This window comes from Bibersteinia trehalosi USDA-ARS-USMARC-188 (assembly GCF_000521725.1).
Taxonomy (GTDB): Bacteria; Pseudomonadota; Gammaproteobacteria; order Enterobacterales; family Pasteurellaceae; genus Bibersteinia; species Bibersteinia trehalosi.
Genome location: NZ_CP006954.1, coordinates 519427 through 534513, shown reverse-complemented (window position 1 = coordinate 534513; position 15087 = coordinate 519427). Strand labels below are relative to the sequence as shown.

At 39.5% G+C, this 15087-nt stretch carries 19 protein-coding genes; 2 read left to right on the top strand and 17 right to left on the bottom strand.

Features of this window, described 5'->3' with window-relative positions; all coding sequences use genetic code 11:
• Positions 1–4: 4 nt before the first annotated feature.
• The 11 genes from murA to F542_RS02545 form a co-directional block, all read right to left on the bottom strand.
• Positions 5–1279, bottom strand: a complete 1275-nt coding sequence (murA, locus tag F542_RS02595) for a UDP-N-acetylglucosamine 1-carboxyvinyltransferase (protein WP_025266830.1) — start codon at positions 1277–1279, stop codon at positions 5–7.
• Between the two features lie 75 nt (positions 1280–1354).
• The gene (locus F542_RS02590; RefSeq protein WP_025266829.1) at positions 1355–1648 is read right to left on the bottom strand and encodes a BolA family protein; all 294 of its coding nucleotides are present in this window, start codon (positions 1646–1648) and stop codon (positions 1355–1357) included.
• 3 nt (positions 1649–1651) lie between these two features.
• Positions 1652–1996 carry an STAS domain-containing protein gene (locus tag F542_RS02585; RefSeq protein WP_015433091.1) on the bottom strand — a complete coding sequence of 115 codons (345 nt, stop codon included), beginning with the start codon at positions 1994–1996 and terminating at the stop codon, positions 1652–1654.
• Between the two features lie 6 nt (positions 1997–2002).
• On the bottom strand, positions 2003–2641 hold the full coding sequence (gene mlaC, locus F542_RS02580; protein WP_015433092.1) for a phospholipid-binding protein MlaC: 639 nt from the start codon (positions 2639–2641) through the stop codon (positions 2003–2005).
• Between the two features lie 60 nt (positions 2642–2701).
• Positions 2702–3208 (bottom strand): outer membrane lipid asymmetry maintenance protein MlaD, encoded by a 507-nt coding sequence (mlaD, locus tag F542_RS02575; protein WP_015433093.1) that lies wholly within the window; start codon positions 3206–3208, stop codon positions 2702–2704.
• A 16-nt stretch (positions 3209–3224) separates the two neighbouring features.
• Positions 3225–4001, bottom strand: a complete 777-nt coding sequence (mlaE, locus tag F542_RS02570; protein WP_015433094.1) for a lipid asymmetry maintenance ABC transporter permease subunit MlaE — start codon at positions 3999–4001, stop codon at positions 3225–3227.
• Positions 3994–4797, bottom strand: coding sequence for a phospholipid ABC transporter ATP-binding protein MlaF (gene mlaF / locus F542_RS02565; protein ID WP_015433095.1), 804 nt, complete (start codon positions 4795–4797; stop codon positions 3994–3996). The genes mlaE and mlaF overlap by 8 nt, the downstream gene beginning before the upstream one ends.
• Positions 4798–4958: 161 nt before the next feature.
• Positions 4959–5549: a division/outer membrane stress-associated lipid-binding lipoprotein gene (dolP, locus tag F542_RS02560; RefSeq protein WP_015433096.1), complete on the bottom strand. Its 591-nt coding sequence runs from the start codon at positions 5547–5549 to the stop codon at positions 4959–4961.
• Between the two features lie 21 nt (positions 5550–5570).
• Positions 5571–6161: a D-sedoheptulose-7-phosphate isomerase gene (locus F542_RS02555; protein WP_015433097.1), complete on the bottom strand. Its 591-nt coding sequence runs from the start codon at positions 6159–6161 to the stop codon at positions 5571–5573.
• A gap of 1 nt (position 6162) precedes the next feature.
• Positions 6163–6507 carry a YraN family protein gene (locus F542_RS02550; protein ID WP_025266828.1) on the bottom strand — a complete coding sequence of 115 codons (345 nt, stop codon included), beginning with the start codon at positions 6505–6507 and terminating at the stop codon, positions 6163–6165.
• A complete protein-coding gene (locus F542_RS02545) occupies positions 6507–8246 on the bottom strand; it encodes a penicillin-binding protein activator (protein WP_015433099.1) in 1740 nt (579 codons plus the stop codon). Before F542_RS02545 ends, F542_RS02550 begins: the two co-directional genes overlap by 1 nt.
• Positions 8247–8329: 83 nt before the next feature.
• Between F542_RS02545 and rsmI the strand changes: the two genes are divergently transcribed.
• Positions 8330–9181, top strand: coding sequence for a 16S rRNA (cytidine(1402)-2'-O)-methyltransferase (gene rsmI / locus F542_RS02540; protein ID WP_025266827.1), 852 nt, complete (start codon positions 8330–8332; stop codon positions 9179–9181).
• Between the two features lie 173 nt (positions 9182–9354).
• On the top strand, positions 9355–9840 hold the full coding sequence (locus F542_RS02535; RefSeq protein WP_015433101.1) for a Dps family protein: 486 nt from the start codon (positions 9355–9357) through the stop codon (positions 9838–9840).
• Positions 9841–9911: 71 nt separating this feature from the next.
• Here the strand turns inward: F542_RS02535 and map are convergent, their stop codons facing one another.
• From map to F542_RS02505, 6 genes are all read right to left on the bottom strand, one after another.
• Positions 9912–10718, bottom strand: a complete 807-nt coding sequence (gene map, locus F542_RS02530; RefSeq protein WP_015433102.1) for a type I methionyl aminopeptidase — start codon at positions 10716–10718, stop codon at positions 9912–9914.
• A 130-nt stretch (positions 10719–10848) separates the two neighbouring features.
• Complete coding sequence (locus F542_RS02525) at positions 10849–11499, bottom strand: 7-cyano-7-deazaguanine/7-aminomethyl-7-deazaguanine transporter (protein WP_015433103.1); 651 nt, start codon at positions 11497–11499, stop codon at positions 10849–10851.
• A 130-nt stretch (positions 11500–11629) separates the two neighbouring features.
• Entirely contained in the window at positions 11630–12988 is a 1359-nt protein-coding gene (mnmE, locus tag F542_RS02520) for a tRNA uridine-5-carboxymethylaminomethyl(34) synthesis GTPase MnmE (RefSeq protein ID WP_015433104.1), read from the bottom strand.
• Positions 12989–12997: 9 nt separating this feature from the next.
• Positions 12998–13879, bottom strand: coding sequence for a VirK/YbjX family protein (locus tag F542_RS02515; RefSeq protein ID WP_015433105.1), 882 nt, complete (start codon positions 13877–13879; stop codon positions 12998–13000).
• A 189-nt stretch (positions 13880–14068) separates the two neighbouring features.
• Complete coding sequence (locus tag F542_RS02510; RefSeq protein ID WP_015433106.1) at positions 14069–14650, bottom strand: NapC/NirT family cytochrome c; 582 nt, start codon at positions 14648–14650, stop codon at positions 14069–14071.
• Complete coding sequence (locus F542_RS02505; RefSeq protein ID WP_015433107.1) at positions 14650–15072, bottom strand: nitrate reductase cytochrome c-type subunit; 423 nt, start codon at positions 15070–15072, stop codon at positions 14650–14652. Before F542_RS02505 ends, F542_RS02510 begins: the two co-directional genes overlap by 1 nt.
• Between the last annotated feature and the right edge of the window lie 15 nt (positions 15073–15087).

The following is a 15087-nucleotide window of genomic DNA, read 5'->3' as shown; positions in this document are numbered from 1 at the left end:
AAAATTATTCTTCACTAGGTGCAGAAAAACGTTCAATTCTTGCGCCTAATCCTTGTAATTTCGCTTCAATATTTTCATAACCACGGTCAATATGGTAAATACGATCAACCACTGTTTCACCATTTGCGATACAGCCGGCTAAAACAAGGCTAATTGAAGCCCGTAAATCGGTTGCCATCACCTCGGCACTAGAGAGCATCTCAACACCATGTACAATCGCAGTATTGCCTTCAATTTCCGCTTTAGCTCCCATACGAATTAACTCTGGAATGTGCATAAAACGGTTTTCAAAAATCGTTTCGGTAATTTTACTCGTGCCATTTGCAACCACGTTTAATAGAGTAAATTGTGCCTGCATATCGGTTGGAAAACCAGGGTGTGGCATTGTACGAATATTTACTGCTTTTGGACGCTGTCCAAGCGAATCTAGTGTAATACTATCTTCCGTAACATCCACTTGCATACCTGCTTCACGTAATTTTTCAATGACTGCATCCAAAGTGTCGGCTTTGGTTCCTCGGCAAGTAATACGACCACCTGAGACTGCCGCAGCAATTAAAAATGTACCGGTTTCAATGCGGTCTGCAACAATACGGTGTTCGCCACCACTTAGACGCTCAACGCCTTCCACGGTAATAGTATCCGTACCAGCCCCACTAATTTTAGCGCCCATTTTATTTAGGAAATCCGCAGTATCCACTACTTCTGGTTCACGCGCAGCATTTTCGATCACTGTCGTGCCTTTAGCTAACGTTCCTGCCATCATCACAGATAAAGTTGCACCAACACTCACTTTATCCATCAAAACTCTTGCGCCAGCTAAGCGACCATTCACTTCTGCTTTTACATAGCCTTCATCTAACGTGATCGTTGCGCCCATTTTTTCAAGCCCCGAAATATGCATATCTACAGGTCTTGCACCAATAGTGCAACCACCAGGTAGTGAAACCTGCCCTTGATGGAAACGAGCAACTAACGGTGCTAGTGCCCAAATGGAAGCTCGCATCGTTTTTACCAACTCATAAGGCGCGGTGTAGTTATTGATATTTTTTGCATTAATATGCACAGCGCCATCTTCTGCTCGCTCAACAACAACCCCTAATTGGCGTAAAATTTTGAATGTTGTCTCAACATCTTTCAATTTTGGTACATTAGTTAAAACAACAGGCTCTTCGGCAAGAATTGCTGCAAATAAAATAGGTAACGCAGCATTTTTTGCGCCAGAAATATCAACTGTACCACTTAAGGTAAAGGGGCCGTGAACACGGAATTTTTCCATTTTATAAAGTTCCTTTCATTTTATGATATAAAACAAGCGGTGCATACTCGCTATACTAGCACGACAAGCAAAGGTTCAAGCCAATATTGAACGTACGTATTTTGCAAAAAATTCTACAAAATATACCGCTTGTATCTTCCATTTTTCTTTACTGAACACTTTAATAGTCAGCGCGTGAATAGCACCTGTTGCAAAAAGATCACGCTCGGTTAAAGGCGCGTAAACAACTTGTTGGCGTTTGACAGGGGAAAGCGCAGCAATACTATCGCTAACAACAATCACGCCAAAATGCGAACCTTCGCCTTGCACATGAATTTCATCAGCATCTAATGCAGCAACTAAAATTTCTTCGATTTGTTTCGGTTCCATAATTTATTTATACCCACTAGGTGAATGTAAGAAAGAAGCAAACCATTCGGATAAATCAAATAATTCCGCCAATTTGAGTAGGCTTTCTGGCGCATTAATCAAACTGCACGGGGTAGATTTGTGATAATGGTTAAGCAATTCAGCGAGCAAAGCAAAGCCGGCAGAATCAATTGAAGTCAAACCTTTGAGATCCCAATAGAGATGTTGGTTTGCTTTTGGCGATAAAAAAGAAGCACGTTGCTTCCATAATGGAAGCAACGTGTCCCGATTAAGCTCGCCAGACAATTGAACCATCAGGCTTTCATTATTTTGCTGAACGCCCCATTGTAATGGATTTTTTGTCTGCATAAAGAATTATTTGCCTAAAGTGATTGGTTGTTTTGCAGATTGTGCCACTTGAGCCGTTAAAGCATCAATCCCTTTTTGGCGCAAGACACCACTCCACTCATTTTGTTTGGTCGCAACCATACTTACGCCTTCTGCTGCCATATCATATGCTTGCCATTGACCAGTTTTACTATTCTTACGCCATTTGAAGTCTAGTTTAATTGGCTGAGCATTACCATTTTGCAATACATTAACACGAATACTCACAATAGATTTATCACCTACTGGTTTTTCATTTTCAATCTGCACTTTTTGATCGGTATATTGCGTTAAAACCTGCGCATAAGATTGCTCAATAAATTGACCAAAAGCCCCAAAAAATGCTTCTTTTTGCGCATCACTTGCCGATGCTAAATTTTTACCTAAGACTAATTGCCCTGCGTATTTCACGTGTACATGGGGCATCAAATCATTGCGCACAATCGTACGTAAATAATCTGGGTTCGCTTTAATTTTACTTTGGTTAGCTTTAATGTCACCAAATAATTTATCTGCGGTTTGCTGCATTAATACATAAGGGCTACTTGATGCTAATGCCATGTTAGAAATTAAGGTAGATACTACCACAGCACCTGCAACTAAGATTTTTTTAAGGGTTTTCAACATGTTAAAACTCCATTCGACTCAATGTCTGTTAAAAGCACTAGGATAATCCTAGCGTAAAAATTATTCCGCTTTTGGTTCAGCGGTTTCACTATTTTCGGTTTTCTTATCACCATATAAGAACTGCCCGATTAAATCCTCGAGTACCATTGCGGAATTAGTGTCTGCAAAAGTATCTCCAGCTTTAAGCATTTCTGTTTCGCCTTCAATGGTAAAGCCAACATTTAATGCAATATATTGTTCACCTAATAAGCCTGCGGTTTTAATTGAAAGTGAACTAGTATCCGGAATTTGATTAAATTCTTCGTTTACAGCTAATGTCACTTTTGGGGTATAAGTTTGTGCATCTAATTGAATATCTGCAACACGCCCAACAACCACACCGCCAACCTTAATCGGCGCACGGACTTTTAGTCCGCCAATGTTATCGAAAGTTGCGTACAAGGGGTAAGTTTTTTCTGCCGAAAAGCCTTGTACATTTGCTACCCGTAATCCGAGGAAGATTAATGCTCCTAAACCCAATAGAACGAATAAACCGACCCAAAATTCAAATTTTAATGATTGACGCATAATTTTTCCTTGTTAATTAACCACCAAACATAATTGCAGTTAAAATAAAATCTAAGCCTAATACTATCAATGAAGCGTGCACAACGGTTCGTGTTGTCGCTTGGCTAATTCCTTCTGATGTTGGCATTGCATCATAGCCATTAAAAAGTGCAATCCAAACGACAGCAAGAGCAAAAACCACACTTTTGATAAAGCCATTAATCAGATCACTTACTCCAACGGTATTTTGCATTACAGACCAGAAACTGCCAGAATCCACACCTTTCCAATCTACCCCAACTAATGATCCCCCCCAGATACCTATTGCAGTAAAAATCGCTGCTAAAACTGGCATCGCAATAATTCCTGCCCAAAAACGAGGAGCAATAACGCGTCTTAATGGATCAACTGCCATCATCTCAAGGCTAGAAAGCTGTTCTGTTGCTTTCATTAAACCAATTTCTGCGGTTAAAGCAGAACCTGCTCTCCCAGCAAAAAGGAGTGCCGTCACTACAGGCCCTAATTCCCTCAATAAAGAGAGTGAAACTAACTGCCCTAAACTCGTTTCTGCAGAAAAATCAACTAATACGACATAACCTTGCAAACCAAGTACCATACCAATAAATAGCCCTGAGAGCATAATGATTAGTAAAGATTGCACGCCTAGCACATACAGTTGTTTAATCAGCAATGGCGTATGCTTACGTATTTCTGGCTTACCTACCAACGCTCCCCAAAGCATAAAAGTTGCTCGCCCAAATGCACGAATAAAGCCAATGACAGAAGCCCCAACTGAACTAATCATCTCAATCATTAAATAGCTCCTCCGTATAATCGGCTGCGGGATAATGGAATTGTACTGGGCCATCAGCTTTACCAGCAAGGAATTGCACAACCTGAGGGTCTTTACTTGCAAGTAACTCTTCAGAAGTACCTTCCGCAATAATTCGTTTATCTGCCACAATGTAAGCGTAATCAGCAATACTTAACACTTCATCCACATCGTGCGAAACAACAATTGAGGTTAAATTCAATGCTTGATTAAGCTTTTTGATTAAATCGACAATCACCCCCATACTAATCGGATCTTGTCCAGCAAAAGGCTCATCATACATAATCAAGTCTGGATCAAGTGCAATTGCTCTAGCCAATGCTGCGCGACGTGCCATTCCACCAGAAAGCTCAGATGGCATGAGTTGTGCGGCACCTCGTAAGCCTACAGCTTCTAATTTCATTAGTACCAGCTTACGAATTAAACTTTCAGATAAGCGAGTATGTTCACGAATAGGGTAAGCAACATTATCAAAGGTAGAAAGATCGGTAAACAGTGCTCCTGATTGAAATAACATCCCCATACGCTGACGCAACTGATACAACTTACTATTTGAAGCTTTTGCAACACTTTCTCCATCAAATAGAATATCTCCCGCATCAGGGATAAGTTGCCCGCCAATTAAACGCAGCAGAGTTGTTTTTCCTATGCCAGAAGGCCCCATAATTGCCGTGATCTTCCCTTTTTTTACCTTAAGATTTAGGTTATCGTAAATAACCCGCTCACCTCGCTTAAAGGTAAGGTTCTTTACTTCAACCAAGTTTTCATTATCACGCATTCGGTTGTCCTAAATAAAAAATGGCTTGCGATAATCTATCAAGGCAGAGCCAAAGTCAAATTTTTTGCGGAAGAACCCAACAAGCGGTCGGTTTTCCTGATTTTTTTGCAAAATAAAAAGGCATACTGGGAACCAATATGCCCAAATTTATTCTCCCAAAATTATTCTGTATAAGTGATCACTTTTACTACTTTGGTCACGCCACTTACGTTACGAGCCACTTCTGCAGCAGCATTCGCTTGGGCAGAAGAGAGATTTCCCATAAGAAAAGTCTCACCGTTTTCAGTAATAACCTTCACTTCGGTCGCTTTGACTTCAGAATTCGCAAAAAGTTGTGATTTTATTTTGGTGGTAATCCAACTATCTTGTCCTGATTGTACAATGCCGATCTTCTCACCAATACGAATTTCATCGTACACCATCACAACCCCATCAACCCCCGCGGCAATATTTTTTGCCTGCTCTTTTGCTGATTCATTCGGGGCTTGCCCAATCAGCAATACTTTGCCGTTATAAGCAACGACATTAATGCGCGCATCTTCTTTTAACTCATCATCTTTATTTAGATTGTAAGCAACTTTTTCCTCTAAGGTTTCATCATCTAATTGTCTGCCTGCGCTACGAGGATCCGTTGCAACTTTCGTGGCCACTGCTGCTCCTCCAACGACTGCAGTTGTTAAACAGCCCTGCAAAGAAGTTACAACAAAAGCAAATAAACTTGCCTGAACAATACGTGTTAGCCATAAAGACATATTCAACTCCTTAGTTTCCAATTAATAGGGGGTTGGGTTAAAAAGTAAATTATCAATTAATTCACTTAATAAATTTACACAAAAATGGTGCTCTTCAATTGCCCGCATTTCATTACTTAGTGGAATACGAATTTCCAAATCATTATTACCAAGCCAAGCTGACATTCCACTATTCAACAGACTAGTAAAAGCTAAAACAGAAATATTATCAGCTACCGCACTCTGTACCGTATTCTGAATGATCTTTTCCTCCCCTTTGGGGGCAAAAATAACAAGAATATCCCCTTGTTTCGCAATCGCTTTAAATTGTTTTTTATAAAGCTGATCTAAATTTTGCTCCTGAGCAAGGCAGGCAGCCAAGACATTATCATATTGCAATAAACTTGCAGCCAAGCTTGGTCGAGCAATATCATAGCGGTGCTGTAAATTTGCAACAAATAATTGTGCGTTAATATAAGAACGCCCATCACCACATACAATCACCTTATTACCTTGTAGTAAACAAGAAACTATCCGTTCTGCCGCATTAATTAACTGCTCAGGCAGTTCTCCTGCGACACTAATGCGATTTTGAATACTTTCGTGAAAATAATTTTGGACTTTTTCTAACATATTAGCCTAAAAAATTTTTGAGCCATACAGGAGGAGCATTCCCTTCAAAAGCAATAACATCAAACCGACAATCCGCAGTATCCAAGCTTTGATTACGTTGCATCAACCAAAGATTTGCAGCCTTTAGCCATTTTTGCTGCTTACGGTAATCAATACTTTCTACTGCAGAACCAAAGTAAGCGCTTTTACGTTGGCGGACCTCTACAAAAACTGTCGTAGAGCCATCTTGCATCACCAAATCTAGCTCACCCACTTTAAAAGTCTGATTCTGAGCGATAAATTTTAACCCTTGTGCCTGTAAAAACACTTTGGCTCTTTGCTCAAATGCTTCTCCCTGTTTACGCATCAGTTAGCGCTAACCACTTCACCAGCACGATACTGCAACCAGCTCATTTCTCGTTCAATGTTGCAATTTCTACCTGCACTTAGAATGCCTGTTAAACCTGAAACTTTGTAACCAGGAATTTGACGGAATTCATTGAATTTATTGGCAATCGACCATGCATCAGACCCCATAGCATACAGGCGCATCATTGCAAAATCATTATCTGCTAACTGCCCAGCTTTACGATATTCATCAGAACTTACATCTGCTAACAATGGAATTTCACTAAATTTCACCCCCTCCATTGCTAAACGAAAATCTTGATCATTATGGCTTGAGTTACTACGCGATGATGTATAAATTGGAAACTGATTTGCCAATTGTGAAGCATCTAATTCTTGTTTAATTTGTAGAACCTGCTCTGCTGTACCTAACGCATATAATCCAGCTCCAGCACCTACTGCACTATTTTGTAATGATGCGACACTATCTAATGGTTCATTATAATAGCGAATATCCGCATCTTTGCCTGTCAGCTGACGCCAGCGTTGAGCAAAGGCATCGGCAGAGCGTTGTCCAAAATCACCTTGTGGAGTAGCGACAAGCGCATGAGAAATACCATCACGGAAGAAACGCTCAGCAGCGGCTTTTGCCTCTGCTTCTGGCGATAAGCCGTAATAGCATACCCGTGAAATGGCTTTTACATTCGGAGTAGAATTTAATGCCAGTACATTTACATTGCCAATTTGAGCGCTTGCAACCATCTCATCAACTCGAGATTTTAGTAATGGACCAATGATCGTTTGCACCCCATCATTTTTAGCATCCGTAATCAAATCTTCTAATGGCTTACTATCCGTGTCATAAACTTTCACTGGAATAGAATCGGCACCCTTGGCATCATCAAAACCACGTTTAATCAACTGGCCTAAGGTACTAGCATCTTCACTTAATGGTAAAAACAGTGCGACCCCATTTAATTGGGTTTGTTGGAAACTTTGCACATCTTTTAACTCTGACGGCATCAAACGATTCGCAGAATGATTTGGATATTCATTTTTCCAGTTTTCAAGTAGCTGTGGTAATGCCGAAGGATTATTCATATTACGATTATAAGTTTGCACTAACGCCAACCAGCCAGCTAGCCCTAACTCTCCAGCTTCTGCTCTTGCTTTATCAATCATGCCTCGATTAGCACTACGTAATAATGACCAAATTTTATCGTTATTTTCCTGACGTGACTGATTATCTGTTAAATAGTTATCCATAAAGGCAAGCGCACGAACGGTTTCGATCACGTCTTTTCGATTTTCTGCTACCTTAGCTTGAGTTCTATACACCCGCAATAATTGAGATTGGCTTAATTGATGCTGAGGTAATGATTTTAACACCTCTATAGCAGCAGCATCATTCCCTTGCAAAGCAGCAAGCTGTGCACTTAATAGCTGGTACTCCAATTTTTGCAATTCGTTTAATTTTTCAGCATTCAACTCAGCAAAAGTATTTTGAGCTTCATAACTTTTATTTTCGTCAATCAGTTTACGCACTGCTAATAGACGGTAGGTTTGTTGTTCTTCAATTTTATTACTTTGATCAGCTTTATTAATGTAAAACTCAGAATTTGCATAGGCTTCATTTTTTAAGGTTTCAGAAATATGATTTCCTGAACAAGCTACTAGTAAAACAGCAAGAGCCGATGGTACTAGAATTGTTTTCATTTTTTGGCTAAAAGCACGACTTTGTACTAAAATGTGCGACATTTTCTTACCTCTTTTTAAACAAAATAGTAATCTGCCGGTAGATATTAAGGCGGAATGTTACTCATCAAACAGTGGAAATGCAAATGAAAAACGGACAATTCGGTACTTTATATATTGTCGCCACCCCAATTGGCAATTTAGAAGATATTACTCAACGCGCGTTAAATACTTTTGAGCAAGTAGATCTTATTGCCGCTGAAGATACTCGCCATAGCGGTTTACTGCTCAGCCATTATGGCATCAAAAAACCTTTTTTCGCTTTACACGATCACAATGAGCAACAACGAGCTACAGTCTTAGTGGAAAAACTAGCACAAGGGTTCAATATTGCGTTAGTATCCGATGCGGGCACACCATTAATTAGCGATCCTGGCTTTCATCTTGTTAGAGCCTGTCGTCAAGCAGGAATCCAAGTTGTGCCTATTGTGGGTGCTTGCGCAGCTATTGCTGCATTATGTAGTTCGGGAATCGCTTCTGATCGTTTTTGTTTTGAAGGCTTTTTACCCGCTAAAACTAAAGCGCGTTGCGATAAATTAACAGAACTTGCTCAAGAAAGCCGAACACTTATCTTCTATGAATCAACCCATCGTATTTTAGATACGCTAGCAGACATGCAAGAGATATTCGGACAAACACGTTATGTGGTTATGGCACGAGAACTCACTAAAACTTGGGAAACTATTCAAGGTGCAGAAATTGCCACATTACGGGGATGGCTCCTACAGGATTCTAATCGTATTAAAGGCGAGATTGTCTTAGTGGTTGAAGGTAAAACACTACGTGAACAAAATGAATTGCCAATACAAGCGCTGAAATTATTATCCTTACTAAATAAGGAGCTCCCCTTAAAAAAAGCAGCAAGTATCGTGGCCGACACCTTTAACTGTAAAAAAAATGAACTCTATCAATATGGCTTAACGCATTTTAAAGTATAAATGCAATCGTTTCTCATAACTGTCCGCATTGATAGGAAATGTAAATTAATTTTATTTATACAATAGCCTTGATTTATCAAATGGATTAATTTTTTCTATTTCACAACTGTATTTTTTTGCACTATACTTTTCATAGTTTAAGAAATCAGCAACCAAAACATAGGAGAAACAATATGACTAATGCAATCGGTTTAAACGCAGTATCATCAGAAAAACTCGCAAAAGAATTAAATAATCTACTCGCAAGCTACCAAGTATTTTATACTAACGTGCGTGGCTATCACTGGAACATCAAAGGTGTAAGTTTCTTTGAATTACACGCAAAATTCGAAGAAATCTATGATGATTTAGTTGTAAAAGTAGATGAAATCGCAGAACGTATCTTAACTTTAGGCCACGTGCCAGATAATGGTTTTAGCCAATATTTACAATCTTCCTTAATTAAAGAAGATTTAGGTACACAATCTGCACAGCATTGCTTAACAGGTACTTTGGAAGGCTTCCAAACCTTATTAAAACAACAACGAGCAATCTTAAATCTTGCAAACGATCTTGATGATGAAGGTACGGCATCTCAAATGAGCGACTACATCAAAGAGCAAGAAAAACAAGTGTGGATGTTCTCCGCTGCAGCAACTTGTGGAGTATGTTCTGCATAGTCGTACAAAATAACAAAAAAACGGTCAGCATATATGCTGACCGTTTTTTTACATATGAAAACACACCCTAATTATGCATTAACCATCAAACGCTGAATACGTCCTGCAGAAATCTCTTCATCACGAATCGTCAATACTTCGCAACCATCTTTCGTCACGACAATTTGGTGCTCATATTGTGCAGAATGACTACGATCTTTGGTTTTTACAGTCCAACCATCACCCATTAAGCGAATCTCTTTTTTACCCGAATTAATCATCGGCTCAACCGTAAATACCATACCTTCTTGTAATACGACACCACCATCATCAGCATAATAATGTAATACCTGAGGATCACAATGGAACTCCGTACCAACACCATGCCCACAATATTCTCTAACCACAGAGAAGCCTTCTTTCTCGGCATATTGTTGAATTGCTTTACCTATTTGATTTAAACGAACACCTGGCTTAATTACTCTTAAACCAATGTATAAGCTTTCCAGAGTTACCTCTAATAAACGTTTATCTTTAATACTTGGCTCACCAATCACATACATTTTCGAGTTATCGCCAAAGTAACCATCTTTGATAACGGTTACGTCGATATTGAGAATATCGCCTTTCTTCAGTTTTTTATCATCACTAGGGATACCATGACAAACAACTTCATTTAGTGAAATACATGTTGCTTTTGGAAAGCCATGATAGTTTAAACATGCAGGAATTGCTTGTTGCTGATTAACAATATAATCATGCATAATGCGATCCAATTCGCCCGTTGTTACCCCCTCTTTAACGTAAGGTTCTATCATCACCAGTACATCAGAGGCTAACTTACAAGCAATACGCAATTTTTCTATTTCTGCTTCAGTTCTAATTGGAATATTTTTCATACAAACCTTCTTATAACAATAAAAGTTCAGGAATTATACGCGCTTTAGCCTTAAAATTCACGACTTGCACATACAAGCGGTACGGAATACAAAATTTTTTGCAAAAAAGCATTCAAAATCATCCGCTTGATTACTTTAATTTTTTCACTAAAAAATTCAGCAACAAGCCATATAGTGGCAAAAATAGCAAAAGACTGACAAAAAGCTTGAACGCATAATCAACACTACCAATAGTAAACCAATGTTCCGCCATATATTCATCACTACTTTGATAAAACGCCACTGCAAAAAAGACAAAAGTATCAATAAGACTACCAAAAATAGTTGAACTTGCTGGTGCAAGCCACCAAATTCTACCTTGACGCAAACGGTTAAAGACAAAAATATCCATCAACTGCCCAACAGCATAAGCAGCAAAACTCGCTAATGCGATGCGAAATACGAAAAGATTAAAATCACCTAAATGACTAAATCCTTGAAATTGTCCTTCAAAAAAGAGCACCGAGATAACATAACTGACCAACAAAGCAGGAAACATAACGGCAAAAATAATACGTCGAGCTAAAGGTGCACCAAAAACTCGTACAGTGAGATCCGTTGCTAAAAAGATAAATGGAAAAGTAAATGTTCCCCAAGTCGTAGGCAATCGACCACCAAAAGGAAGTGGAATTTCAAAGGCAATTTGTACCAAATAATTGCTTAAACTAATGATTAAGATATGGAAAAGCGAAAGCAAAACGAGCGAACGCGTTTGGTTCGTTTTAATTTGAAAAGTTGTCATGTTAAATCCTTTTTAAAAAATGTTATTGGGGTTAGGGAACCCAAGAAAAAGAAGGGCGTGAATAATACGGATTTAACGGAAAAAAGCAAGAAAAATCCCCTATTTTTCTCATGGAAAATAGGGGAAATGGTTATTTACCGATACAAAATGAGCTAAAAATATTGCCAAGAAGATCATCAGAGGTGAATTGTCCAGTGATTTCACTCAAGGCATTCTGCACCATTCTTAACTCCTCTGCAAGCAACTCACCAGCCATAAATTGAGTCAGCTGAGTATGCCCCCGCTCCAAATGCTCCGCGGCAGTTTCTAATGCAACAAGGTGACGACGACGCGCGATGAAGCCACCTTCTGTTGAACTTTGATAGCCCATAGATTTTTTTAAATGCTCTCGCAATAATTCCACTCCCACTTTAGTTTGCGCGGATAAGCGGATAAGCGTGAAATTATCTTGTTGTTCAACACCTTCTTGTTCGCCCGATAAATCTACTTTATTACGAATTACCGTAACAGGCATTTTTACTGGCAATTTCGCTAAGAAATCAGCCCACTCTTGTTGAAATTGGTCAGCTGCCGACAGGGTACTATCGATCATCAATAAAACGTGATCTGCTTGTCCAATTTCATCCCATGCGCGCTGAATACCAATTTTCTCAACTTCATCACTTGCTTCACGTAAACCCGCTGTATCAATAATATGCAACGGCATTCCATCAATATGAATATGCTCACGCAAAACATCACGGGTAGTCCCAGCAATATCTGTCACAATAGCAGCTTCCCGTCCAGCTAAAGCATTTAAGAGGCTTGATTTACCCGCATTCGGTTTACCCGCAATCACGACTTTCATACCTTCACGTAAAATCGAGCCCTGCTTCGCTTCTTTACGAACGCCATCAAGCTGAGCGATAATTTCATTGAGTTTTGCTTCAATTTTGCCATCGGCAAGAAAATCAATCTCTTCATCAGGGAAGTCAATAGCAGCTTCTACGTAAGTTCGTAGGTAGATCACACTATCTACCAATTCATTGACTTTATTGGAAAATTCACCCTGCAACGATTTTAATGCTGAGCGGGCAGCCTGCTCAGAGGTAGCATCAATCAAATCAGCAATGGCTTCTGCTTGAGCAAGATCAAGCTTATCATTTAAGAATGCTTGCTCAGAAAACTCACCTGCTCTGGCAATTCGAATGCCCTCAATTTTTAAAATACGCTGTAACAAGAGATCCAAAATAATCTGCCCACCATGCCCTTGTAGCTCTAGCACATCTTCACCAGTAAAAGAATTTGGTGCTTTAAAAAAGAGAGCAATACCTTGATCTAACACAGTGCCATCTTGATCTTTAAAGGGCAGATAATTTGCCATTCGCGGTTTAAGTGTCTTACCTAGAACTTCCTGCGCAACCTTCTCCGCTAACGGCCCTGAAATACGTAAAATCCCAACACCTCCACGCCCGATCGGCGTTGCTTGGGCAACAATTGTTTCTTTCATTTTCTTCTCTTAATTTGCAGATTTTGGCTCAATATGAACCGCTTGTAATCCAGCAAGTTGCTCATGCATGGCAGCTTGAATTTGTTCAAGCATTGCATAACGTTTACGATACATTGAGCGCTTATTGCTTGGAATATCACTTAAATCTTTATTATTTAATGCAAGTGGTAAAAGCCAGTACTCCGCCAACGAAGCACCGCTTTCACTGAAAATAGCATCGTAATCAACGACATAACGTTTACTTTGAATTAAACGAGATTTATTCTGATATTTCTGTGGAATACCAAGCAATGTTGAATAACCTAATACTCTAGTTAATGCTTTCATACATTCCACCATTAAATACGCAGGGCGTAATCCATGGCATTTTTTCGTCAGTTTCTTCACCAACTCTTTTGAACCATCAAAATTTGGCCCCTGAATAACGGCAATCAACAAACTGTCTGCTAACTTACCAAAAGTGAGCACATAAATAAGTTGGTTCGTCTCGCTATGACGTAATTCTAGTGCCCAGAACCCTTCCATAGGCTGCTGCTCATTAATGTTCAAATAAAGTGAAAATTCAGGTACAACTTCACCAAAGCTTATCGACTGCTGCCATAAACTTTTAGGGAGAAAGGTTAGATTATCTACCATCGCTTGATAACGTTGCTTAGCATTAAAACGTTTATCCAAAAAACGATGTACAAGTGGGTAGCTATAATTTGCTCTCGTATTCAGGAAAGCCGCAAGATCTGGATTTTGATTCACATATTGCTCGAATGCCTGCACCGAACGTAAATTCATTAATGAACGTAAGCGAAAACGTAACCGTTTGAAACGATAAGATTTATTTCCTCTATCCGGATAAATAGCATTCGCACAAGGCCATTGATAAAGATTATTTTGCATTTGGGCGAACTAGATGATTTAAACAAAGTCGTTAGTTTAACAAAAATCTCTGCTTTTGGCTAAAACGCATATACAGAAGCTCGCTGTCAGCTTATAAACATCTACAAATACATTCGCATTAAGCCTGCTACAAGCCATTGCCTATACTAAAAAAATGCCGACTATATGTCGGCATTTTCTCTATAGGATTTATTCTCCAAACTTACTCACACCTTCCATATGTGGCAAGCTGTGGGCAATACCTTTGTGGCAATCAATACAGGTTTTACCTTCTTGTTCAGCCATAGCATGCATTTTCGCCGCAACACCTTTTTGCTGAGTAAAATCCATATCCGCGAAGTTATGACAGTTACGACACTCTTGTGAGTTATTCGCTTTCATTCTTGCCCATTCACGTTGTGCCATTTCTAAGCGATGCGCTTCAAATTTTTCTTTGGTATCTACTTTACCGGTGAAATGCGCCCAAACCTCTAACTGTGCACGGAATTTACGCGTCCATTTTGGGATAAATTCATGTGGTAAATGACAATCAGCACAATCTGCTTTCACGCCACTACGGTTCATAAAGTGTGGTGAAGCACGGTATTCGGGCACCACATCATTCATATGGCAGCCTGAGCAAAATTCTTCGGTATTAGTATATTCCAATGCCGTATTCGTCCCGGCCCAGAAGAATATGCCGCCTAATGCCGAGAGAATAATCACCAATCCTACCGCCATTTTGCTTGGGCTTTTCGCCCATTTCCAGAGTCTACAAAATAATCCTTTCATTATTTACCCCCGAAGGCTTTGGTGGACTGAAATTTATTCTCCACAATTGGTTTAACGTCTGCTTGTTCTACATGACACTGTAAACAGAAATAACGGCGTGGTGAAGAATCACCAGTCACATTACCATCACGATCTTGAAAGTGCGTTGGGCTAATGCGCGGAGCACCTGTTGTTCGATAATTTTCAACACCATGACAATTTAAACACTGGTTAGTGTTTTTAGTTACTTGATAACCTTTCACGCTATGTGGGATCATTGGTGGTTGGTTTACAAAAGTAAGCTGATGCTTACCACTATCTTTAGGCATATTATGCCACTCAGGGGAAATTGCCTCTGCAGCCCCTTCTAATGAAGATGGAATATTATTTGCCATCGCAATTGGCGATAAAGCAACAAGTAAAAAGGCAAGATATTTTTTCATAATTCACTCCGTTTC

Excerpts from the sequence above, each read along its gene's own strand:
- murA (WP_025266830.1), bottom strand. The coding sequence starts at position 1,279 with ATGGAAAAATTCCGTGTTCACGGCCCCTTTACCTTAAGTGGTACAGTT.
- F542_RS02590 (WP_025266829.1), bottom strand. The coding sequence starts at position 1,648 with ATGGAACCGAAACAAATCGAAGAAATTTTAGTTGCTGCATTAGATGCT.
- F542_RS02585 (WP_015433091.1), bottom strand. The coding sequence starts at position 1,996 with ATGCAGACAAAAAATCCATTACAATGGGGCGTTCAGCAAAATAATGAA.
- mlaC (WP_015433092.1), bottom strand. The coding sequence starts at position 2,641 with ATGTTGAAAACCCTTAAAAAAATCTTAGTTGCAGGTGCTGTGGTAGTA.
- mlaD (WP_015433093.1), bottom strand. The coding sequence starts at position 3,208 with ATGCGTCAATCATTAAAATTTGAATTTTGGGTCGGTTTATTCGTTCTA.
- mlaE (WP_015433094.1), bottom strand. The coding sequence starts at position 4,001 with ATGATTGAGATGATTAGTTCAGTTGGGGCTTCTGTCATTGGCTTTATT.
- mlaF (WP_015433095.1), bottom strand. The coding sequence starts at position 4,797 with ATGCGTGATAATGAAAACTTGGTTGAAGTAAAGAACCTTACCTTTAAG.
- dolP (WP_015433096.1), bottom strand. The coding sequence starts at position 5,549 with ATGTCTTTATGGCTAACACGTATTGTTCAGGCAAGTTTATTTGCTTTT.
- F542_RS02555 (WP_015433097.1), bottom strand. The coding sequence starts at position 6,161 with ATGTTAGAAAAAGTCCAAAATTATTTTCACGAAAGTATTCAAAATCGC.
- F542_RS02550 (WP_025266828.1), bottom strand. The coding sequence starts at position 6,507 with ATGCGTAAACAGGGAGAAGCATTTGAGCAAAGAGCCAAAGTGTTTTTA.
- F542_RS02545 (WP_015433099.1), bottom strand. The coding sequence starts at position 8,246 with ATGTCGCACATTTTAGTACAAAGTCGTGCTTTTAGCCAAAAAATGAAA.
- rsmI (WP_025266827.1), top strand. The coding sequence starts at position 8,330 with ATGAAAAACGGACAATTCGGTACTTTATATATTGTCGCCACCCCAATT.
- F542_RS02535 (WP_015433101.1), top strand. The coding sequence starts at position 9,355 with ATGACTAATGCAATCGGTTTAAACGCAGTATCATCAGAAAAACTCGCA.
- map (WP_015433102.1), bottom strand. The coding sequence starts at position 10,718 with ATGAAAAATATTCCAATTAGAACTGAAGCAGAAATAGAAAAATTGCGT.
- F542_RS02525 (WP_015433103.1), bottom strand. The coding sequence starts at position 11,499 with ATGACAACTTTTCAAATTAAAACGAACCAAACGCGTTCGCTCGTTTTG.
- mnmE (WP_015433104.1), bottom strand. The coding sequence starts at position 12,988 with ATGAAAGAAACAATTGTTGCCCAAGCAACGCCGATCGGGCGTGGAGGT.
- F542_RS02515 (WP_015433105.1), bottom strand. The coding sequence starts at position 13,879 with ATGCAAAATAATCTTTATCAATGGCCTTGTGCGAATGCTATTTATCCG.
- F542_RS02510 (WP_015433106.1), bottom strand. The coding sequence starts at position 14,650 with ATGAAAGGATTATTTTGTAGACTCTGGAAATGGGCGAAAAGCCCAAGC.
- F542_RS02505 (WP_015433107.1), bottom strand. The coding sequence starts at position 15,072 with ATGAAAAAATATCTTGCCTTTTTACTTGTTGCTTTATCGCCAATTGCG.